18 protein-coding genes are annotated in these 20,135 nt (G+C 70.7%); 10 read left to right on the plus strand and 8 right to left on the minus strand.

Translation table 11 applies throughout. From position 1 onward, the window contains the following. Positions 1-759: an HAD-IIA family hydrolase gene (locus ACWDSJ_RS13440; protein ID WP_387369490.1), complete on the minus strand. Its 759-nt coding sequence runs from the start codon at positions 757-759 to the stop codon at positions 1-3. A 122-nt stretch (positions 760-881) separates the two neighbouring features. Here ACWDSJ_RS13440 and fgd point away from each other — a divergent pair, with 122 nt between their 5' ends. After that, positions 882-1,889, plus strand: a complete 1,008-nt coding sequence (gene fgd, locus ACWDSJ_RS13445) for a glucose-6-phosphate dehydrogenase (coenzyme-F420) (RefSeq protein ID WP_450031845.1) — start codon at positions 882-884, stop codon at positions 1,887-1,889. 9 nt (positions 1,890-1,898) lie between these two features. Here fgd and ACWDSJ_RS13450 read toward each other — a convergent pair whose 3' ends face one another. Continuing rightward, positions 1,899-2,408, minus strand: coding sequence for a nitroreductase family deazaflavin-dependent oxidoreductase (locus tag ACWDSJ_RS13450; RefSeq protein WP_450031847.1), 510 nt, complete (start codon positions 2,406-2,408; stop codon positions 1,899-1,901). A gap of 67 nt (positions 2,409-2,475) precedes the next feature. After that, the gene (locus tag ACWDSJ_RS13455; RefSeq protein WP_450031849.1) at positions 2,476-3,276 is read right to left on the minus strand and encodes an LLM class flavin-dependent oxidoreductase; all 801 of its coding nucleotides are present in this window, start codon (positions 3,274-3,276) and stop codon (positions 2,476-2,478) included. Positions 3,277-3,462: 186 nt separating this feature from the next. On the opposite strand from ACWDSJ_RS13455, the gene pta reads away from it, so the two are divergent. After that, the gene (pta, locus tag ACWDSJ_RS13460) at positions 3,463-5,535 is read left to right on the plus strand and encodes a phosphate acetyltransferase (RefSeq protein WP_450031851.1); all 2,073 of its coding nucleotides are present in this window, start codon (positions 3,463-3,465) and stop codon (positions 5,533-5,535) included. A gap of 25 nt (positions 5,536-5,560) precedes the next feature. Continuing rightward, positions 5,561-6,757, plus strand: coding sequence for an acetate/propionate family kinase (locus ACWDSJ_RS13465; protein WP_450031853.1), 1,197 nt, complete (start codon positions 5,561-5,563; stop codon positions 6,755-6,757). 114 nt (positions 6,758-6,871) lie between these two features. On the opposite strand, the gene ACWDSJ_RS13470 is transcribed toward ACWDSJ_RS13465, so the two are convergent. From ACWDSJ_RS13470 to ACWDSJ_RS13485, 4 genes are all read right to left on the minus strand, one after another. Continuing rightward, the gene (locus ACWDSJ_RS13470) at positions 6,872-7,429 is read right to left on the minus strand and encodes a dihydrofolate reductase family protein (RefSeq protein ID WP_450031855.1); all 558 of its coding nucleotides are present in this window, start codon (positions 7,427-7,429) and stop codon (positions 6,872-6,874) included. A gap of 316 nt (positions 7,430-7,745) precedes the next feature. After that, the gene (locus ACWDSJ_RS13475; RefSeq protein ID WP_450031857.1) at positions 7,746-9,923 is read right to left on the minus strand and encodes a tetratricopeptide repeat protein; all 2,178 of its coding nucleotides are present in this window, start codon (positions 9,921-9,923) and stop codon (positions 7,746-7,748) included. A 6-nt stretch (positions 9,924-9,929) separates the two neighbouring features. Continuing rightward, entirely contained in the window at positions 9,930-10,898 is a 969-nt protein-coding gene (locus tag ACWDSJ_RS13480) for a glutamate ABC transporter substrate-binding protein (RefSeq protein WP_450031859.1), read from the minus strand. Next, positions 10,895-12,229: a hypothetical protein gene (locus tag ACWDSJ_RS13485; RefSeq protein WP_450031861.1), complete on the minus strand. Its 1,335-nt coding sequence runs from the start codon at positions 12,227-12,229 to the stop codon at positions 10,895-10,897. Before ACWDSJ_RS13485 ends, ACWDSJ_RS13480 begins: the two co-directional genes overlap by 4 nt. 152 nt (positions 12,230-12,381) lie before the next feature. Between ACWDSJ_RS13485 and ACWDSJ_RS13490 the strand changes: the two genes are divergently transcribed. After that, entirely contained in the window at positions 12,382-13,047 is a 666-nt protein-coding gene (locus ACWDSJ_RS13490) for an NUDIX hydrolase (protein ID WP_450031863.1), read from the plus strand. Between the two features lie 3 nt (positions 13,048-13,050). After that, positions 13,051-15,246, plus strand: a complete 2,196-nt coding sequence (locus ACWDSJ_RS13495; protein ID WP_450031865.1) for a molybdopterin-containing oxidoreductase family protein — start codon at positions 13,051-13,053, stop codon at positions 15,244-15,246. Here the strand turns inward: ACWDSJ_RS13495 and thiE are convergent. After that, on the minus strand, positions 15,243-15,947 hold the full coding sequence (thiE, locus tag ACWDSJ_RS13500; protein ID WP_450031867.1) for a thiamine phosphate synthase: 705 nt from the start codon (positions 15,945-15,947) through the stop codon (positions 15,243-15,245). The genes ACWDSJ_RS13495 and thiE overlap by 4 nt on opposite strands. A 118-nt stretch (positions 15,948-16,065) precedes the next feature. Here thiE and thiO point away from each other — a divergent pair, with 118 nt between their 5' ends. The 5 genes from thiO to ACWDSJ_RS13525 all read left to right on the plus strand — a co-directional run bounded on the left by thiO (position 16,066) and on the right by ACWDSJ_RS13525 (position 19,976). Then, positions 16,066-17,133: a glycine oxidase ThiO gene (thiO, locus tag ACWDSJ_RS13505; protein WP_450031869.1), complete on the plus strand. Its 1,068-nt coding sequence runs from the start codon at positions 16,066-16,068 to the stop codon at positions 17,131-17,133. Continuing rightward, positions 17,130-17,342: a sulfur carrier protein ThiS gene (gene thiS, locus ACWDSJ_RS13510; RefSeq protein WP_387369355.1), complete on the plus strand. Its 213-nt coding sequence runs from the start codon at positions 17,130-17,132 to the stop codon at positions 17,340-17,342. The genes thiO and thiS overlap by 4 nt, the downstream gene beginning before the upstream one ends. A gap of 4 nt (positions 17,343-17,346) precedes the next feature. Then, on the plus strand, positions 17,347-18,099 hold the full coding sequence (thiG, locus tag ACWDSJ_RS13515; protein ID WP_387369357.1) for a thiazole synthase: 753 nt from the start codon (positions 17,347-17,349) through the stop codon (positions 18,097-18,099). Between the two features lie 126 nt (positions 18,100-18,225). Then, positions 18,226-19,158: an ABC transporter ATP-binding protein gene (locus tag ACWDSJ_RS13520; RefSeq protein ID WP_387369359.1), complete on the plus strand. Its 933-nt coding sequence runs from the start codon at positions 18,226-18,228 to the stop codon at positions 19,156-19,158. Next, entirely contained in the window at positions 19,158-19,976 is an 819-nt protein-coding gene (locus ACWDSJ_RS13525) for an ABC transporter permease (protein ID WP_450031872.1), read from the plus strand. Before ACWDSJ_RS13520 ends, ACWDSJ_RS13525 begins: the two co-directional genes overlap by 1 nt. Positions 19,977-20,135 lie beyond the last annotated feature (159 nt).

The following is a 20,135-nucleotide window of genomic DNA, read 5'->3' on the forward strand; positions in this document are numbered from 1 at the left end:
CTAGGCGGAGAACGGATTCGTGGTGCGGCCCACCAGATCGGCCACCGACTCGATCACCGTGGTCGGCCGATACGGGAAGGCCGCCAACGAGTTTCGGCTGGAGATGCCCGAGGTCACCAGAATGGTCCGCATCCCCGCCTCGAGTCCGGCGATCACATCGGTGTCCATCCGGTCGCCGATCATCACCGTCGACTGCGAGTGCGCGCCGATCCGCCGCAGCGCCGACCGCATCATCAGCGGATTGGGTTTGCCCACGTAGTACGGGTCCTTGCCGGTGGCCCGGGTGATCAGCGCGGCCACCGACCCGGTCGCGGGCAGCAGGCCCTCGCGCGACGGCCCGGTCGGATCCGGGTTGGTGGCGATGAAACTCGCGCCCCGATCGACCAATCGGATGGCCGTGGTGATGGCCTCGAACGAGTACGTGCGGGTCTCGCCGAGCACCACGTAGTCCGGATCGCTGTCGGTGAGCACGTAGCCGATCTCGTGCAGCGCGGTGGTCAGGCCGGATTCGCCGACCACGTAGGCCGTGCCGCCCGGCTTCTGCTCGTCGAGGAAGGTCGCCGTCGCCAGCGCCGAGGTCCAGATCGCCTCCGGCGGGATGTCCAGGCCGGTGTGGCGCAGCCGGGCCTGGAGATCGCGCGGGGTGCGGATGGAGTTGTTGGTGAGCACCAGGAAGGGGATGTCGTTGGACTGGAGTTCGGCCAGGAACTTGTCCGCGCCCGGGACCAGGTGGTCCTCGTGCACCAGCACACCGTCCATATCGGTCAGATAGGACAGGATCGGCTCGTCTTCGGCGGTCACACAGCCCACGGTACATGCGACGATTCGGACGGCGGCCTAAGGTCGAAGACAGCGACAGGCGAACCTTAAGGAGTGGCGCAGTGAGTGACCTCAAGCTCGGGTACAAGGCGTCGGCGGAACAGTTCGGACCTCGGGAACTCGTGGAGCTGGCCGTGTCCGTCGAGGAACACGGGCTCGACAGCGCCACCGTCAGCGATCACTTCCAGCCCTGGCGGCACAAGGGCGGGCACGCCCCGTTCTCGCTGGCCTGGATGACCGCGGTCGGCGAGCGCACCAAGCGGATCCAGCTGGGCACCTCGGTGCTCACCCCCACCTTCCGGTACAACCCGGCCGTGGTCGCGCAGGCGTTCGCGACCATGGGCTGCCTCTACCCCGACCGCATCATGCTCGGCGTCGGCACGGGGGAGGCGCTCAACGAGATCGCCACCGGGTACAAGGGCGACTGGCCGGAGTTCAAGGAGCGGTTCGCGCGGCTGCGCGAGGCCGTGGACCTGATGCGGGCGCTGTGGACCGGTGACCGCACCGACTACGAGGGGCAGTACTACCACACCCTCGGCGCGTCCATCTACGACGTGCCCAAGGGCGGCATCCCGATCTACATCGCCGCGGGCGGCCCGCTGGTGGCCAAGTACGCGGGCCGCGCGGGCGACGGATTCATCTGCACCTCCGGCAAGGGTATGGACCTCTACACCGACAAGCTCATGCCCGCGGTGCAGGAGGGCGCGGAGAAGGCCGGGCGCACCCTCGCCGACATCGACCGGATGATCGAGATCAAGATCTCCTACGACACCGATCCCGAACTGGCGCTGGAGAATACGCGGTTCTGGGCCCCGCTGTCGCTGACCCCGGAGCAGAAGCACTCCATCACAGACCCGATCGAGATGGAGGCCGCCGCCGACGCGCTGCCGATCGAGCAGATCGCCAAGCGCTGGATCGTGGCCAGCGATCCGGACGAGGCCGTCGCCCAGATCAAGCCGTACGTCGACGCGGGCCTCAACCACCTGGTCTTCCACGCCCCGGGCCACGACCAGCGCCGCTTCCTGGACCTGTTCGCCCGCGATCTCGCGCCCCGGCTGCGGGCGCTGTAGGCGCTCCGGTCAGGCGCGGGTGAGTTCGAACAGGCGCATGTTCCGGGTGGTCCGCTCCCGGTAGGCGGCGTAGGCGGCGGTGGTGTCGACGAAGCGGGCGAAGATCTCGTCCTTGCGCGCCGGGTCCTCGATCAGCCTGGCGCGCACGGGGATTCGCTCCCCGGCGAGGGTCGCCACCGCCTCGGGGCGGGCCAGCAGGTTCGCCGTCCAGGCGGGGTGGTGGGCTTGGCCGAAGTTGCTGCCGAGGACGTAGAGCGCGCTCCCGTCGTGCACGTACAGCAAGGGTGAGGTGCGGGGCTGCCCGGATTTGCGGCCGGTGGTGGTGAGCAGGACGACCGGCGCGCCGATCGGGCCGAGCACGGTGTAGCGGCCCGCCGTGCGCTCGAGCACCCTCCGATCCAGCGGGGTGAGCGCGCGCACGACGAACGAGCCGGGCTTCGTCGCCGCGAACCGGCTCGCCAGCCGCGCGAACGGTGTGGTGCGCGAACCCCATTGGCGGTGCGGGAACGGTGCTGTCATAGCGGGTATTCTACGGGCCGCGCCGGTGTCCGCCCGCTGCCCGGAACCTATTGGCAGACAATGTGTTTCACAACTGCGCGCGTACCTTGACCAGGAAATCGAGGTGCGCCCGCCAGTCGTCGCCGCCCGCCAGCAGCACCCGTTCCACCCCGGCGTCCCCGAACCGGCCCAATTCGTCGACCGCCGCGTTCACCTCACCCGAACCGAACGCGACGACCGTGATCGTGGGCGCCGGACGGCCGAAACCGCTTGCCAGCTCGGCCAATTCGGCCGCCGCGTCGCGCACCTGCGCCGGGGTCTGGCCGATTCCCACCCAGCCGTCGCCGAACTCCGCGGCCCGCCGCCGCGCGCGGGAGCCGTCGCCCGCCACCAGGATCGGCGGCACCGTCGCACCCGGCGCGAGCGTCGCCTCGGTGCCGTCGGGCAGCGTCGCCGGGCGGCCCGCGATGAGATCGGGCAGTACGCGCAGGCTCTCGTCGGTGCGGCGGCCCCGATCGGGGAAGGACCGCTCGGCCGCGCGCCAGCCGATGTCGCCGTGCGCCGGATTGCCGGTGCCCACCCCCAGCAGCAGCCGGTCGCCGGACACGTATTGCAGCGAACTCACCGCCTTGGCCGCCCACGCCGCGGGCCGCAGCGCCAGCAGCATGACGCCGTAACCGATGCCGATCCGCTCGGTGACCGCGGCGGCGGTGGCCAGGGTGACCGTGCTGTCGAGCATGGGCGCGCTCGCGATCAGATGGTCGGTGGCCCACACCGAGTCCAGATCGCCGTCCTCGGCGAGGCGGGCCGCGAGCCGTACGTCGCCGAGCACCGGCCGGGCCGGATCCGGGGTCGAGGTGGGGAGGAACGCGCCGAGTCGCACTGACATGTCGAAAACCTTTCGTCCTGTTCGGGATCGACGCTACGGCGCGGGCTCGAGCGGGCCAATGCTCGGCTGACGCAGAAGTATGTCCGATCGGCTCGCCACTGCTCGGGGCGCGTTCGAATGTGATTTTCCGGAAAGTTGCCCCATGGTCCACCGGTTCCGGCGCTCGCCGTCATTAAGCTCGTGATCATGGCCGATCCCGCTCCGTCCACCGTGTACATCGCCTCCCTCGAGGGAGACACCGGCAAGTCCACGGTGGCGCTGGGCATGTTGCATCTGCTGTCCGCGACCACCCCGCGGGTGGGGGTGTTCCGGCCGATCATGCGCTCGGGCAGCGACCGCGACTACATCCTCGAGTTGCTGCTCGAACACTGCACGGCCGATATCGATTACGACCAGGCCGTCGGGGTCACCTACGAGGAGGTGCACACCGATCCGGACGCGGCCATCAGCGAGATCGTCATGCGCTTCCACGAGGTGGCCAAGGTCTGCGACGCGGTGGTGATCGTCGGCAGCGACTACACCGACGTCGCCAGCCCCAGCGAGTTGCGCTACAACGCCCGCATCGCGGTGAACCTCGGCGCGCCGGTGCTGCTGGTGCTGCGCGGCGCGGGCCGCTCGCCCGCCGAGATCGTCCAGGTCGCCGAGCTGTGCGAGAGCGAACTCGCCGCCGAGCACGCCCAGGCGATGGCGATCGTCGTCAACCGCTGCGATCCGGACGCGCTCGACGCGGTGGACGCGGCGCTGGGCGCGATCGGGACGCCCTCGTGGACGCTGCCGGAGGTGCCGCTGCTCACCGCGCCGACCATGACCGAACTGTGTCAGGCCATCCACGGCGAAATGTATTCCGGCGACCCGGAACTCATGCAGCGCGAGGCGCTGTCGGTGATGGTCGGCGGCATGACCGCCGAGCACATTCTGGAACGGCTGACCGACGGGGTGGCCGTCATCGTGCCCGGCGACCGCTCCGACGCGCTGCTGGCGTTGGTGAACGCGCACGAGGCCGAGGGTTTCCCGTCGCTGTCGGGCATCATCATGAACGGCGGCCTGCCGCCCGATCCGGCCATCGCGCGCCTGATCCAGGGCCTCAAGCCGCGGCTGCCGATCCTGACCACCGAACTGGGCACCTTCGACACCGCCAATGCCGCCGCCCGGACCCGCGGGCGGGTCTCGCTGTCGAGCATCCGCAAGGTCGACACCGCGCTGGCGCTGATGGAGCAGCGGGTGGACGGGCGAAAACTGGTGGGGCTCATCGAGGTTCCCGTGCAGACCGTGGTGACCCCGCAGATGTTCGAGTACCAGCTCGTCGAGCGGGCGCGGGAGGATCGGCGGCGGATCGTGCTGCCCGAGGGCGACGACGACCGCATCCTGCGCGCGGCCGGGCGGGTGTTGCAGCGCAAGATCGCCGATCTGACCATCCTCGGCGACGAGGCCGCGGTGCGCGGGCGGGCCGCGGAGCTGGGCGTGGACATCGACGCCGCGCAGGTGCTGGATCCGCGCACGTCGGATCTGCGCGATCGGTTCGCCGAGACCTACGCCGAGCTGCGCAAGCACAAGGGCGTGCGGCTGGAGCGGGCGCGCGAACTCATCAGCGACATATCGTATTTCGGCACGATGATGGTGTATGAGGGGATCGCCGACGGCATGGTGTCCGGCGCGGCGCACACCACCGCGCACACCATCCGGCCCGCGCTCGAGATCATCAAGACCGAGCCCGGGGTGTCGACGGTGTCGAGCGTGTTCCTCATGTGCCTGGCCGATCGGGTGCTGGCCTACGGCGACTGCGCGGTGGTGCCGGATCCGACCGCCGAGCAGCTGGCCGATATCGCCATCTCCTCGGCGCGCACGGCCGCGCAGTTCGGCATCGAGCCGCGGGTGGCGATGCTGTCGTATTCGACGGGGGAGTCGGGCAGCGGCGCCGATGTCGAGAAGGTGCGCGCGGCAACGGGTTTCGTACACGAGCGGGCGCCGGAGCTGCTGGTGGAGGGGCCGATCCAGTACGACGCGGCGATCGAACCGTCGGTGGCCACGACGAAGCTGCCGAATTCGCGGGTGGCCGGGCGGGCGACGGTGTTCGTCTTCCCGGATCTGAACACCGGCAACAACACCTACAAGGCCGTGCAGCGCAGCGCGGGCGCGGTGGCGATCGGGCCGGTGTTGCAGGGGTTGCGCAAGCCGGTCAACGACCTGTCCCGGGGGGCGCTGGTCGCGGATATCGTCAATACCGTGGCGATCACGGCCATCCAGGCGCAGGCGCGCTGACCGGATCGAGGAGCGAGGAGGCGCGATGCAGGTCCTGGTGATCAACTCCGGGTCGTCGTCCATCAAATATCAACTGCTGGAACCGGATTCGGGATCGGTGGCGGCGTCGGGACAGGTGTCGCGGATCGGGGAGTCGGTCGCGGACGGGACGGTCACCGTCGAACACCACAGCGACGGGAACACGCTCACCCACGACGGGGCGATCGCCGATCACGCCGAGGGGCTGCGGGTGGTGTTCGAGCTGTTCGCGCGCGGCGGGCACGATCTGAGCGGGACCGGACCGGCCGCGGTGGGGCATCGGGTGGTGCACGGCGGGGAGGTGTTCTACGAGCCGACGCTGATCACCGACGAGGTGGTGCGGACGATCGACGAGTTGTCCGCGCTGGCGCCGCTGCACAATCCCGCGAATGCCACCGGGATTCGGGCGATTCGGGAGTTGCTGCCGGACGTGCCGCAGGTGGCGGTGTTCGACACGGCCTTCTTCCACGGCCTGCCCGACGCCGCCAAGACCTACGCCATCGACGCGAAAGTGGCCGCGCGGCACGGCATCCGCCGTTACGGCTTCCACGGCACCTCGCACGAATACGTCGCCGCCCAGGCCGCCCGCCTGCTCGGCCGCGACCTCACCGAGGTGAACCAGATCGTCCTGCACCTCGGCAACGGCGCCTCCGCCTCCGCCATCCGCGCGGGCCGCGCCGTCGACACGAGCATGGGCCTCACCCCCCTCGAGGGCCTCGTCATGGGCACCCGCTCCGGCGACCTCGACCCCGGCATCATCCCGCACCTGGCTCGCACCGCGGATATGGACATCGACGCCATCGACCACCTCCTCAACCGCGACTCCGGCCTCAAGGGCCTCTCCGGCGTCAACGACTTCCGCGCCCTCGCCGAACGGGTGGACTCCGGCGACCCCGCCGCCCGCCTCGCCTACGACGTCTACATCCACCGCCTCCGCCACTACATCGGCGCCTACCTCATAGATCTGGGCGAAGTCCACGCCATAACCTTCACCGCCGGCGTAGGCGAGAACACCCCCCGAGTCCGCGCCGACGCCCTCGCCGCCCTGACCCCCTTCGGCATAACCCTCGACCCCACCCGCAACACCACCCCCTCCCACTCCCCCCGCCCCATCTCCACCCCCGACTCCCACACCAAGGTCTTCGTAATCCCCACCAACGAAGAACTGGCCATAGCCCGAGCCGCCGCCCACCTGATCACCTAACCCCAGGCCCGGCAACCCAGCCGCACCCCTTATTCGAATCCGCACCCGTTGCAGGGCCTTACAAGGGGTGCGGATCCAAATAAAGAGTGCGGCTGGGTTGCCGCACGCGGGGGTTCAGCGGCGGACGCGGTAGCGGATATGGGTGGCCTCGGGGGTGTTGATGACCTCGATGATGTCGAGTTCGATCTCCGACGGGAGGGTGTCGAACAGGCGATGGCCACGACCGAGCAGTACCGGGATCACGTGGATCTGGAGTTCGTCCAGCACGCCCGCCGCCAACGCCTCGCGCACGGTGTGAGCGCCGCCGCGGATCTGCACATCGCGGTCTCCCGCAGCGGCTTTCGCCTGTGCCATCGCGCTTTCGATGCCGTCCCGCACATAGGTCACCAGCGGATAACCCCAGCGAGCGGCCGGGGTAGGCGGGCGGTGGCTGGGCACGAAGATCGGTTGGCCGTTGTGATCGCCACCCCAGTGGTCCATCAGCTCCGCGGTCCGCCGCCCCGACAACACCGCACCCGCGGCGTTCCACTCCTCCTGAAACCGGACGACCGGCCCATCCGCGTCCTCGGCCCACCGATGCAAGCGCTCACCGTCCTCCCCGCCCAGGAAGTCATCGGAATCCGCGATATACCCGTCGAGCGACATCGACATATCCAGCACTGATACAGACATGGTTGATCAGACGACGCCGGGCCGTGGAATTCATCGCCGATCGGTCGGAACGAGGTGGATGGGCGAATGGCGTTGGCCGGGTTCACGAGGGTGTAGCGGCGGGGCGGAGCCGGGTGTGGAATTCGTTGCTCACCGGTCAGAACGAGGTGGATGGGCGAATGGCGTTGGCCGGGTTCACGAGGGTGTAGCGGCGGGGCGGAGCCGGGTGTGGAATTCATTGCCCACCGGTCAGAACGAGGTGGATGGGCGAATGGCGTTGGCCGGGTTCACGAGGGTGTAGCGGCGGGGCGGGGGTGTGGAATTCATCGCCCATCGCTCAGAACCAGGTGGACGGGCGAATGGCGTTGGCCAGGTCCACGAGGGCGTAGCGGTGGGTTCGGGCGGGGGCGGAGCGGGCCAGGTGGCGGAGGGTGGATTCGGTGGCCTGGCGAAGGTCTCGTTCGGTGAAGGGGGCGTTCAGGAGGGGGACGGTGGGATCGGTTGGGGCGCGGCCGGATTGGAGCCAGGCCAGCGCGATGCCGAGGAGGAGGATGCGGATCTGAGGAGTTCGGCGGTCGGTGGGTGGGAGGGCTTCGATGCGGGTCGCTGCCAGGTGGAGGGTGGATTCGTCGAGGTCGGGGGTGGGGACCGCGGTGAGCAGGAGCAGGATGGCGGTCATGCGGGCCTCGGTGTGGTGGCGGGAGGCGGCGGGAACCTCGTCGAGGGCGCGGACGGCCTCGCCGGTGCGGCCCCCCGCGGCGAGACGGCGGGCCAACCCGAACGCGGCGCTCACCACATCCCGGTCGGTGCGCCAGACCGTGGCGTAGTACTTCTCCGCGCAATCCTCCCAGCGCTCGCCCGCGGCCGAACCCCGTTGTTGCAGAACGAGTTCCGCGGTCGCCGCCAAGGCGAGTTTGGGGGCGATCTCGCCCGGCAGCGCGGACAGGACAGCGTCGAAATGATCGAACGCGCGCTCGAACTCCCCCTCGAGCAGACCCACCACCCCGAGATACCACTCCACCCGCCACTCCGCGGCATCCATTCCGGCCAACAACCGCCGGGCCGCCGCCGGACGATCGAGGTCCACATGGACCCGGATCTCGGCGAAAGCGCTCTCCACACCGAAACTTTCGGATATCTCCCCCGGTTCGGCCGCGGCCCGCTCGCGCGCCACCCGGATCGCGTCCAGCGCGTGCTCCGGCTCCGGATGCGCCGTCCCGGCCAGCAGCGCCGCCGCCGGATCGGCCGGATCGATCAACGGCACCGGCAGCGCCGCGACCACCGCCCGCGCCCGCAACTCCCGGGTGCGCGGCACACCGTCGGCGCAGGCGTCGGTCTCCGCGATCAGCTCCTCGGTCCCGAAACTCGTTCGGGTCGGGCTGAATACGGTCGACAACTGCGGATGCTCGTTCCCCGTCTCGGCCGCCAGCAGGTCGCGCAGCACCCCGGCCAGCTGGGTGGCCATCGCCCGCGCCGACGGGAACCGGCGGTCCGGATCCGGATCGGTCGCCCGCAGCAGCAGCCGATGGAAGAACTCGTGCCGTCCCAGCACCGGCGCGTCGGCCGGATCGGGGATCCCGTCCAGATACCGGCCCCGCGCCATCGGCATATCGATCGTCAGCACCGCCAGCGTGCGCCCCACCGAATAGATGTCCGTCGCCACCGTCGGCCCGGTCCGGGCGATCTCCGGCGCCTGAAAACCTCTGGTGCCGTACAGGTTTCCGTACGATTCGAACACCGTGGCCGCACCCAGATCGATCAGCTTCACCTGATCGGAGGTGACCATGATGTTGTCCGGCTTGAGATCGTTGTACGCCAGCTCCAGCGAATGCAGATACTCCAGCGCGGGCAGCACCTCCAGGATGTAGGCGATGGCCTCCGGCACCGGCATCCGCTCCGGCTTCGGGTAGTCGGCGAGCATCCCGCGCAGCGACCGCCCGCCCACGTACTCCATGACGATGTAGCCGATCGGAATGCCCTCGGGGCTGGCGTGTTCCACGAAATTGTGGATCTTGACGATGCTCGGATGCGCGAGCTCGGCCAGATACTGCCGCTCCGCGACCGCCACCGCCTGCGCCTCGGCGTCCCCGCCGTGCAACAGCCCCTTGAGCACCACCCACCGATCGCTCACATTGCGGTCGATCGCCAGATAGATCCATCCCAGCCCGCCGTGCGCGATACAGCCCTGGATCTCGTACTGCCCGCCGACCATATCCCCGGCGCGCAGATACGGCCGGAAATCGAACCGCGCCCCGCAGGTCTCGCACACCCCGACCGCCGCACCCGCCCGGCCCACGGGTTTGCCGCAGCGCCAACAGAATCGACGGTTCTCCGCCACCACCGGATCGGTGAGCACCGCCGACCGCGGATCGACCGGCGGCACCGGCGGAATCTGCACCAGCCCGGCCCCGAGCCGCCGCACCGGACGGGTGCGCGCCGTGCGCCCGCTGCGCCCGGAGGGCTGGGTGCTCTGGATCTGGGTCTGCGCCTGGGTGGGCTCGCCGGGAACGGTCATTCGAACTCAGTCCCGATAGGTCGGTTGCGGCGGTCCGGCCGACGGCCCGAGCACCGGCAGCACCCACGCCTGGTACAGCCGGTTCCAGGTGCCGTCGGAGCGGATCCGCTCCAGCGTCCCGTTCACGAACCGCACCATGTCGTCGTTGCCCTTGGGAATGCCCACCCCGTACGGCTCGTCGCTGAGATTGTCGCCGACCATCGTCGTGTACGGGTCCTGGATCGCGAGCCCGGCCAGCAACGCGTCATCGGTGCTGATGGCGTCCACCTGCCGCTGTTGCAATACCACCAGGCAGTCCGCCCACGCGGGCACGGTCAGGATCGACGCCGCCGGTTGCCGCCGCCGGATCAGATTCAACGAGGTGGTCCCCGCGGCCACGCACACCCGCTTGCCCGCCAGATCGCCCAGCCCGGTGATCCCGGAGTTCCGCATTGCCAGAATCCGTTGGTGCGACAGGAAATACGTGGTCGAGAAGTCCACCCGCTGGCGCCGGTCGCAGGTGATGGTCATGGTCTTGACCACCACGTCCACGGTGTGCTCCTGCAACGCCCGCTCGCGTTCGGCCGAGCTCAGCATCCGGTACTCCACCCGCTCCGGATCGCCGAACAGGTCCCGCGCGATCTCCTTGGCGATGTCCACGTCGAAGCCGGCCAGCGTGCCGCTGATCGGCGCCCGGAAACTGAACAGATTGCTGCCCGGATCCAGCCCCACCAGCAGCCGCCCGCGCGCCCGGATCGCGTCGATCGTCGGCCCGCCGCTCCCGGGCCGCAGGCTGGCCGTGGCGTCGGGGCACTGCGGGTCGGTCTCCGGCGGCAGCGGCGAATCCGTCTGCGCGGGAGCGGCTTTGGCGGGCAGCGGCGGTTCGGTGTAGCTGTCGGTGCGGCTCGCTCGCGGCGGGGGCGGCTCGCTCGCGCAGCCCGCCACGAGCAGCGCGACCGCGGCCAGCACGACGGCCAGGATCCGGGTGGGGCTCATCGGTACTCCCGCAGTCGAGGCCACAGTCCCGCCAGCACGAGGCCCGCCGCCAGCAACGCCAGGATCAACGCCCCCGGGGCGAGCACGTCGAGCACCCGCGCGGCGTCGGAGACATTGGCGCGCAACGTGTTCCGGGTCCCGCCGAGGCCGTCGGCGAGGGCGGCGTCCAGGGCGTCGACCGAGGCGGCGGCCTCGTTCGCGCCCGGCCCGATGGCGATCGAACCCGCGCCCGGGAAATCCCCGCGCGCCAGCGCGTCGTTCATCCGCTGATGCGCCCCCTTCCAGCGGTCCAGCGCCTCGCGGGCGGTGCCGACGTTCCCGGAACCCGGTGCGCCGCCGGGGTATTCGCCGAGGAGCGCGGTCAGCTTCGCGGTCGTGTCGTCGTAGGTGTGGTCGTAGTCGCCGCTGGCGTCGCGGCGGACCAGCTTCAGCGTCTCCGCGGTCCGGGCCTGCTGCACCAGGATTCGGCTCTCGGTCAGATCGGCGGTCGGGACGCTGCCGTCGTCGCGGCCGTGCACGGTCGACACCGCCGAGATCGACCCGGCGATCACGATCCAGCCGAGCAGCGCCACCAGCGTCGCCGAGGCCAGCAACAGCCCCGGATTGAGCACCCGATGCCAGCGCCGCGCCAGATACCACTGCGCCCCCGCCAGCGCGGCCAGCGCGACGATCGGCAGGAGGATCGCCGCCCACGGCGGGCGCACGTGATGACGCTGGGTGGCCACGATCGCGGCCGACCGATGTTCCTGAAGTTCGCGGGCCATCGGCAACATTCGGGTCTGCATCAGATTGGACGCCTCGCTCAGATACGCCGCGCCGACCGGATGTCCCTCCCGATTGTTGGCGCGCGCGGTCTCCACCAGTCCGGAGTAGACCGGCAGCGCCGCGGCTATGCCCGCGCGCAACCGGCTGTCCGGATCGGCCGCGCCCGTGCTGCTGGACTGGGTCACCAGTTCGGCCGCGGCCTCCCCGACCGCCTGGTCGTAGCGGTCGCGCACCGGCTTGGGTTCGAGGCCGCCGGAGATGAACGCCGTGCCCGCGGCCGCGTCGGCCACCGACAGCGAGGTGTACAGGCGCTGCGCCGAATTCGCGTCCGGCTCGGCCTGATCCAGCAGTTGGTCCAGCGCGTGCTGGCGACTGCTCACCGCGGTGGCGGTCACCACCCCGGCGATCACGCAGAGCCCGAGCAACAGCAATCCGACGGCAATCAGCCGGGCGGGCGAGGAACGGACGAAGGCGCGCAGGTCGGTGGCGTCGAGTTGGCGGCGCACGGCGGCGGCCGCGGCCCGTGGCGACAGCTCGTCCAGCCTCGGCTGTCCCGTCCGAGCCATATCCACCTCCCTGCTGTCACCGGCCTGCGCCGGCGGAACTGAGCTTATTGTGGTCGTAGCGACGCCGCTTCGGGTGTCACCCGGGTGAAGACCCTGCTTCTCGGGGCCTTCGGGGCGGCAACGGCGTCGGCGGGAACGGGACGAGGGTGAGTATGCGTGGTGATGGAGACGGGTTCGTGACGAATCCGGACGGCTCCCGGAACTGGGGGTTGTTCGGCGCCGCCGGATTGTTGCTGCGCGCGCCGCGCCCCGAGGGCGGGGCGGTCGTGCTGTTGCAGCATCGCGCGCCGTGGAGTCATCAGGGCGGCACCTGGGCGCTGCCCGGCGGGGCGCGCGACAGCCACGAGTCCAGCGTGCACGCCGCGGTGCGAGAGGCGCAGGAGGAGACCGGAATCGATCCGCAGGCCGTGCGGGTGCGGGCCTGCCGGGTGACGGCCACCATGCCCAGCGGCTGGACCTACACGACCGTGGTCGCCGACGTCACCGAGGTGCTGCCCACCACCGCCAACAAGGAGAGCGCCGAACTCGCCTGGGTGCCCGAGGAACAGGTGACCGATCGCCCGCTGCATCCGGCCTTCGCCGCGGCCTGGCCGTCGCTGCGCGCCGAGTCCGCGCGCGTCGACCTGACCCGCGTCGCCGCCGCCGACACGGTGGCCGCCGCGCTGCCGCGCACGCTCGACCTCGCCGATCGCGGTTTCGTCTGGCTGCACAGCAACGGCGACGGGGGCCGTCCGGCGCGGATCGCGGAGGCACAGGACGGGCCGGATGAGATGACCGGAAATGTTTTGTTTCTCACTCTCGAGCAGGTGTTGGCTTGAGGAATGACCGCACGCGAGGTGCCCACCTACTGCCGGATCTGTGAGCCGCTCTGCGGATTGATCGCCACGGTCGAGAACGACCGGCTGATCCGATTGCGCCCCGACAAGCGACACCCGCTCTCCCGGGGATTCGCCTGCCCCAAGGGAATCGCGTTCGCCGACGTCCAGAACGACCCGGACCGGGTGCTGTATCCGTTGCGGCGCACCGCCTCCGGCGAGTTCGAGCGCGTCTCGTGGGAGACGGCCCTGGACGAGATCGCCGCGCGACTGCGCGTGGTGACGGCCGCGCACGGCCGGGAGAGCCTGGGCTGGTACTTCGGCAATCCGGCGACGTTCTCCTATTCACACACGTTGTGGCTGGGCGGTTTCCAGCTCGCCGCCGGACTGCGGCACGTGTACTCGGCGGGCTCACAGGACGTCAACAACCGGTTCGTGGCCAGCAACCTGCTGTACGGCTCGCCGACCAGCGTGCCGGTGCCCGACCTGGACCGCACCGACTTCCTGCTGATGCTCGGCGCCAATCCTGTTGTCTCGCACGGCAGTGTGATCAGCGCGCCGCGCATCCGCGACCGACTCGGCGGCATCATCAAGCGCGGCGGCCGGGTGGTCGTGGTCGATCCGCGCCGCACCGAGACCGCGAAGTTGTTCGAGCACATCGCGGTGCGCCCGGACTCGGACGCGTGGCTGCTGGCCACGCTGTTGCAGGTGATCTTCGCCGAACGGCTCGAGGACGCGGCGGCGCTGCGCGATCAGGCCAGCGGGGTCGCCGAATTGCGTTCGGCGGTGGCCCGATTCACCCCCGAGGGCACGGCCGCGGTGACCGGCGTCGATCCCGGGACGGTGCGCGCGCTGGCCCGCGATCTGGCCGGGGCGCGCCGGGCGGCGGTGTACGGGCGGACCGGAACCTGCCTGGGCAGGCACGCCACGCTGGTGGCCGCGCTGATCGATACGCTCGCGGCGGTCACCGGGAATCTGGATCGGCCCGGCGGTTCGGTGTTCGGCAAGGAGCTGGTGGCGGTCTCGGAACTCAACGCACGGCTCGGCCTGATCGGCTACGACCGAAAGCGTTCGCGCGTCGGCGATTTCCCGGACGTGCTGGGCACCTTCCCCGCCGCGATCATGGCCAAGGAGATCACCACGCCCGGACCCGGGCGGCTGCGGGCGCTGTTCACCTCGGCGGGCAATCCGATGCTGTCGGTGCCGGGCGGCGACGAATTGGCCTCGGCGCTGCGGGAATTGGATCTGTTCGTCGCGATCGACCTGTACCTCACCGAGACCAGCCGGATGGCCGACTACGTGCTCCCGGCGACCACCTTCCTCGAACGCGACGACGCCCCGCTGCCGTTCGCGGCGCTGGCCCCCATCCCCTACACGCAGTACACCGAGGCGGTGGTGCGGCCGTACGGCGAGGCCAGACAGGAGTGGGAGATCATCGACGAGATCGCGACCCGAATGGGCGTGCAGCCCTTCGCCGTCGGGCCCGCCCGCCTCGGCGGCCGGGCGCTGAGCGCGCTGCGGCGGCGACTGCCGCAGGCCGGTGCGCTGCGGATGAGACCCCACCTGCTGCTCGACCTGGCATTGCGCACCGGCCCCTACGGCGACTGGTTCGGCCTGCGCCCCAAGGGCATCAGTCTGGCCCGGCTTCGCGAACATCCGCACGGGCTGCTGCTGGCCGAGCACGCGCCGACCGGTGTGCTCCGGCGCGTGGTCCGGCACCCCGACCGCCGCGTGCGGCTGGCCGCGCCACAGCTCGTCGCCGAATTGGCCGGGCTCGCCGAACAATCCGCCGATCCCGCGTATCCGCTGCGGCTCATCGGCATGCGCGAGCCGAAGTCGCACAACTCCTGGATGCACAATGTCGAGTCGCTCGTGGCCCGGCGCGAGCACGCGCTGCGCATCCATCCGAAGGACGCCGCCGTGGCGGGACTCGCCGACGGCGACCGCTGCCGAATCAGTTCCGCGCACGGCAGCGTCGAGGTGACCGCCCTGCTCAGCGAGGATCTCATCGAGGGCACGGTGGCGCTGCCGCACGGCTGGGGACACCGCGGCGGCTGGCGGCGCGCGGCCGAGGCCGGGGGCGCGAACGTCAACCTGCTGATGTCGACCGAGATCGCCGACGTCGAGCGGCTGGCCGGGATGGCGCACCTCAACGGCGTTGCGGTGCGGGTGGAGGCGCTCGTCCCGGCCGAAAACGGTTAGGCGGGAGCGCTTTCCAGCAGGCGTTGTTTCAGCGCCCGCGCGGCCGCGCGCGGATCGTCGGCCGCGGTGATCGCGCGCACCACGACCACCCGTTCGGCCCCGGCGGCCAGCACCTCGTCCAGTCGTCCCGGGTCGATGCCGCCGATGGCGAACCACGGTCGGGTGGGCCGGGATTCGGCGGTCGCGCGGACCAGCTCGAGGCCCGCGGCCGCGCGCCCCGGTTTGGTCGGGGTGGCCCACACCGGGCCCGTGCAGAAGTAGTCGATGTGCTCGTCGATCGCCGCGAGCCCGGCCTGGTCGCGATTGTGGGTGGAGCGGCCGATCACCACGTTCGGGCCGAGGATCCTGCGGGCGTACCAGGGCGGCAGATCCCGCTGCCCCAGATGCAGCACATCGGCCCCGGCGGCCAGCGCGATATCGGCGCGATCGTTGACGGCGAGCAGCGCGCCGTGCCGCCGGGTCGCGGCCCGCAGCTCGGCCAGCGCGCCGAGTTCGGCCTCGGCCTCGAGCGGCCCGAACTCGGCCTCGCCGCGCGAGCCCTTGTCGCGCAGTTGGATGATGTCGACCCCGCCCGCGAGCGCCTCCTCGGCGAACTCGGCCAGGTCGCCCGTGTCGCGCCGGGCGTCGGTGCACAGGTAGAGCCGGGCGGTGGCCAGCCGATCGCGGGGGGCGACCGATCGGTTCGGGTGGGACGGTTGCACGCCCTCGACGGTAGCCGCGCTACCGTGGGTAGGCGAAACAGGTGTGCATCCCCGGCGCGAAGGCGGCCGCGCGGGGAGCGATCGCGGTGCGTTCGGCACCGAGCGAGGTGGAAGGTTGATGCGGACGCTGGCCGTCGTGGGTGGGGGTGTGATCGGGTTGGCGGTGGCCTGGCGGGCCGCCGAATCGGGCTGGGCGGTCACGATCTTCGATCCGGAGGTGGGCGCCGGGGCCTCGTGGGTGGCGGCCGGGATGCTCGCGCCGCTGTCGGAGGGCTGGCCCGGCGAGGAGGCCGCCCTCGATTTCGGGGCCGCCTCGCTCGCCCGCTGGCCCGAATTCGGGGAGCGGCTGCGCGCGGTCACCGGGCGTTCGGTCTTCGTCGCCGACCACACGCTGACCGTGGCGCTGGACGCCGCGGACGCCGCCGACCTGCGCACGATCGCCGAATTCTGCGGCACCCGCGGACACGACCTGCGGGTATTGGACCGAGCCGGGGTGCGTGAACGCGAACCCGAGCTGGCCCGCACGGTCCGCGCCGGACTGCTCTCGCCCACCGAATCCGCGGTGGACAATCGCGCGCTGGTCGCGGCCCTGCGCGAGTGCTGCGACCACGCCGGGGTCGAGGTGCGCGCCCAGCGCGTCACCGATCTGGCCGACCTGGACCAGGATCGGATCGTGCTCGCCGCCGGGGCCGCGTCGGCCGCGCTGTGGCCCGGCCTGCCGGTGCGCCCGGTGAAGGGCGAGATCCTGCGCCTACGGCGACGGCCCGGCGCACCGCCGCCTCCGCGACACGTCATCCGGGCCCGGGTGCACGGCCGCGCGGTCTACCTCGTGCCGCGCGCCGACGGAATGGTCGTCGGCGCAACGCAATACGAGGCCGGATTCGACACCGCCGTCACCGTGGCCGGGGTGCGCGATCTGATCGCCGCCGCCGAGGCCGTCCTGCCCGCGCTGGGCGAATACGAGTTCGCCGAGGCCATCGCCGGTTCGCGGCCGGGCAGCCCGGACAACCTGCCGCTGCTCGGGCGGCTCGACGACCGCGTCGTCGTGGCCACCGGCCACGGCCGCAACGGCATCCTCGGCGTGCCGATCACGGTCGACGCGGTCGCGGCCCTGCTCGACGGCGACACCCTCGGCGAGGCGAAAGCCGCCGACCCGCAACGTTTTTCATCAGGAGGTAGGACATGACGGCGATTCCCGTCGGGGTCACGGTCAACGGCGAGGACCACGAGTTCGCCGAGCCGCCGACCGTGCGCGAACTGCTGCGGCGACTGGACCTGCCCGACAAGGGCATCGCGGTGGCCGTGGACGGCGCGGTCTTCCCCAAGTCGCGCTGGGACGAACCGGTCGGCCGCGGCTGGGCGATCGAGGTGCTCACGGCGGTGCAGGGTGGCTGAGTCGATGGAACCGCTCCAGATCGCGGACCGGAAGTTCGGCTCGCGCCTGATCATGGGCACCGGCGGCGCCGACAATCTGGCCGTGCTCGAGGAGGCGCTGCTCGCCTCGGGCACCGAACTCACCACGGTCGCCATGCGCCGCGTCGACGCCGCGGGCGGCACCGGCGTGCTGGACCTGCTGCGGCGCCTCGACATCGCGCCCCTGCCCAATACCGCGGGCTGCCGCACCGCCGCCGAGGCCGTGCTCACCGCCACCCTCGCCCGCGAGGCGCTCGAGACCGACTGGGTGAAACTCGAGGTGGTCGCCGACGAACGCACCCTGCTGCCCGACGCCGTCGAATTGGTCACGGCCGCAGAGCGTTTGGTCGACGCTGGATTCACCGTGCTGCCCTACACCAACGACGATCCGGTCCTGGCCAAACGGCTCGAGGACATCGGCTGCGCGGCCGTCATGCCCCTCGGCGCGCCCATCGGCACCGGCCTGGGCATCGGCAATCCGCACAACATCGAGATGATCGTGGCCGCCGCGGAGGTCCCCGTCATCCTCGACGCGGGCATCGGCACCGCCAGCGACGCCGCCCTCGCCATGGAACTGGGTTGCTCGGCGGTCCTGCTGGCCACCGCGGTCACGCGCGCCCGCCGCCCGGCCGTCATGGCCGCCGCCATGGCCGCCGCCGTCGAGGCCGGTTGCCTGGCCCGCCAGGCGGGCCGCATCCCGAAACGCTTCTGGGCGCAGGCCTCTTCGCCCGGTTTGTGAACCTCGTCCGGCCTGATCAGGGCCGAGTGGGGGAGGGGTTCGGGGTGCGGGTAGTTCTCGAGGATGACCGGTGACGCGACCTGTGAGCGATGGTGGGGGCGGCGGTCTTCGGGAAGACTGTGGCGCATGATCGAAGTGAGAGGCCTGACCAAAAGGTTCGGCACGACGGTCGCGGTCGACGATCTGTCGTTCACGGTCAAACCCGGGCAGGTGACCGGCTTTCTCGGGCCGAACGGCGCGGGCAAGTCGACCACGATGCGGATGATCCTCGGACTGGATCGGCCCACCGGGGGCGAGGCGCTGATCGAGGGGGTGCCCTATCAGCAGCTCGATCAGCCGCTGCGCAAGGTCGGGGCGTTGCTCGACGCGAAATGGGTGCACCCCAACAGATCCGCGCGCGCTCATCTGCGCTGGCTCGCCGCGTCCAACAACCTGCCGGGCGAGCGGGTCGAGGAGGTGCTGCGGCTGGTCGGCCTGACCGAGGTCGCCGACAAGCGGGCGGGCGGCTTCTCGCTCGGCATGTCGCAGCGGCTCGGGCTGGCCGGCGCGCTGCTCGGCGATCCGCCCGTGCTGCTGTTCGACGAGCCGGTCAACGGGCTCGACCCGGAGGGCATCCTGTGGATCCGCCGGTTCATGCAGCGCCTGGCCGCCGAGGGCCGGACCGTGCTGGTGTCGAGCCATCTGCTCTCGGAGATGGCCCAGACCGCCGACCACCTCGTCGTCATCGGGCGCGGCAAGCTCATCGCCGACACCAGCACCAAGGACTTCATCGAACGCGCCTCCGAGGCGACCGTGCGGGTGCGCAGCCCGCAGCTGGATCAGCTGCGCAGCCTGCTCACCTCCGGCGGCATGACCGTGCGCGAGGACGAGGGCCCGGCCCTGATCGTGGTCGGCGAGACCAGCGACAACGTCGGCAAACTCGCGGGCGCCAACAACATCACCCTGTACGAGCTGGCACCGCAACGCGCCTCGCTCGAGGAGGCGTTCATGCGGATGACCGGCGGCGCCGTGCAGTACCACGGCGAGGGATTCGACCAGGTGATGGGAGGTGCGCTCTGATGAGCGTGTTGACGGCCGAACGCATCAAGCTCACCTCGGTCCGCTCCCCGGCGTGGTGCACGGCGCTGACCGCCGTGTTCGCGCTCGGCATCGCGGCCCTGTTCAGCCTGCTGATCAATGTCAGCGTGAACGAGTACCACAAGGAACTCGCCAGCGGTCACCCCACGATGAACGAGCCCCCCTACCCGGCCAACGGCATCGCCGCGCTCGGGATAACCGGTGCGTCCCAAGGCATTCCGGGCTTCGGCTACATCATGATCATGATCCTGGCCGCGCTCGCCATCACCAGCGAGTACCGGTTCGGGACCATCAAGGCCACCTTCATGGCCGTGCCCAACCGCACGGTCGTGCTGGTCACCAAGGCCGGTCTGATCGCGGTCGCGGCCGCGGTGCTCTCGGCGGTGCTGACGTTCGTGTGCTTCTTCATCTTCAAGGCCATCGTGTCCGACGAGGGTGGCCAGAAGCTGAGCCTCACCCACGGGGATATGCACGTGTTCTACGCGGTGCCGATCTTCATCGCGCTGGTGGTGTTCCTGGCCGTCGGCGTGGGCGCCCTGATCCGGCAGTCGGCGGGCGCGCTGACGCTGCTGATCGTGTGGCCCGTGCTGATCGAGCCGATCGTCGGCGCGTTCGGCAAGGTCGGCCGCGAGATCCAGGTGCTGCTGCCGTTCCAGAACGCCGGTCGTTTCCTGGGCACCGCCGGGGGTGACGAATTGCCCTGGCACTGGGGACCGTGGGGTGGTTTGCTGTATTTCCTGGCAATTGTTGCGCTCGTCTTCGGCGCCGCGATCTTCGTAGTGAACAAACGCGACGCGTAACCCACCAGCCCACCCGAGCTCGGGGCGTCATTCCCTCGCCGCCCCGGGAAGGGTGCGCGACCCGTCGGGGGTCGCCGCGCCCGGGTCACCTCGGACACTGCCCGTCCGACGTGGCAACACCGGCCCGATGCGAATCGCATCGGGCCGGTGGCGTGTTCA

It is taken from the genome of Nocardia sp. NPDC003482 (genome assembly GCF_053588115.1).

What these genes read in the sequence shown, in the direction of transcription:
- ACWDSJ_RS13440 (WP_387369490.1), bottom strand. Translation starts at nt 759, where the DNA reads ATGGACGGTGTGCTGGTGCACGAGGACCACCTGGTCCCGGGCGCGGAC.
- ACWDSJ_RS13450 (WP_450031847.1), bottom strand. Translation starts at nt 2,408, where the DNA reads ATGACAGCACCGTTCCCGCACCGCCAATGGGGTTCGCGCACCACACCG.
- ACWDSJ_RS13455 (WP_450031849.1), bottom strand. Translation starts at nt 3,276, where the DNA reads ATGTCAGTGCGACTCGGCGCGTTCCTCCCCACCTCGACCCCGGATCCG.
- pta (WP_450031851.1), top strand. Translation starts at nt 3,463, where the DNA reads ATGGCCGATCCCGCTCCGTCCACCGTGTACATCGCCTCCCTCGAGGGA.
- ACWDSJ_RS13465 (WP_450031853.1), top strand. Translation starts at nt 5,561, where the DNA reads ATGCAGGTCCTGGTGATCAACTCCGGGTCGTCGTCCATCAAATATCAA.
- ACWDSJ_RS13470 (WP_450031855.1), bottom strand. Translation starts at nt 7,429, where the DNA reads ATGTCTGTATCAGTGCTGGATATGTCGATGTCGCTCGACGGGTATATC.
- ACWDSJ_RS13475 (WP_450031857.1), bottom strand. Translation starts at nt 9,923, where the DNA reads ATGACCGTTCCCGGCGAGCCCACCCAGGCGCAGACCCAGATCCAGAGC.
- ACWDSJ_RS13480 (WP_450031859.1), bottom strand. Translation starts at nt 10,898, where the DNA reads ATGAGCCCCACCCGGATCCTGGCCGTCGTGCTGGCCGCGGTCGCGCTG.
- ACWDSJ_RS13485 (WP_450031861.1), bottom strand. Translation starts at nt 12,229, where the DNA reads ATGGCTCGGACGGGACAGCCGAGGCTGGACGAGCTGTCGCCACGGGCC.
- ACWDSJ_RS13490 (WP_450031863.1), top strand. Translation starts at nt 12,382, where the DNA reads ATGCGTGGTGATGGAGACGGGTTCGTGACGAATCCGGACGGCTCCCGG.
- ACWDSJ_RS13495 (WP_450031865.1), top strand. Translation starts at nt 13,051, where the DNA reads ATGACCGCACGCGAGGTGCCCACCTACTGCCGGATCTGTGAGCCGCTC.
- thiO (WP_450031869.1), top strand. Translation starts at nt 16,066, where the DNA reads ATGCGGACGCTGGCCGTCGTGGGTGGGGGTGTGATCGGGTTGGCGGTG.
- thiS (WP_387369355.1), top strand. Translation starts at nt 17,130, where the DNA reads ATGACGGCGATTCCCGTCGGGGTCACGGTCAACGGCGAGGACCACGAG.
- thiG (WP_387369357.1), top strand. Translation starts at nt 17,347, where the DNA reads ATGGAACCGCTCCAGATCGCGGACCGGAAGTTCGGCTCGCGCCTGATC.
- ACWDSJ_RS13520 (WP_387369359.1), top strand. Translation starts at nt 18,226, where the DNA reads ATGATCGAAGTGAGAGGCCTGACCAAAAGGTTCGGCACGACGGTCGCG.
- ACWDSJ_RS13525 (WP_450031872.1), top strand. Translation starts at nt 19,158, where the DNA reads ATGAGCGTGTTGACGGCCGAACGCATCAAGCTCACCTCGGTCCGCTCC.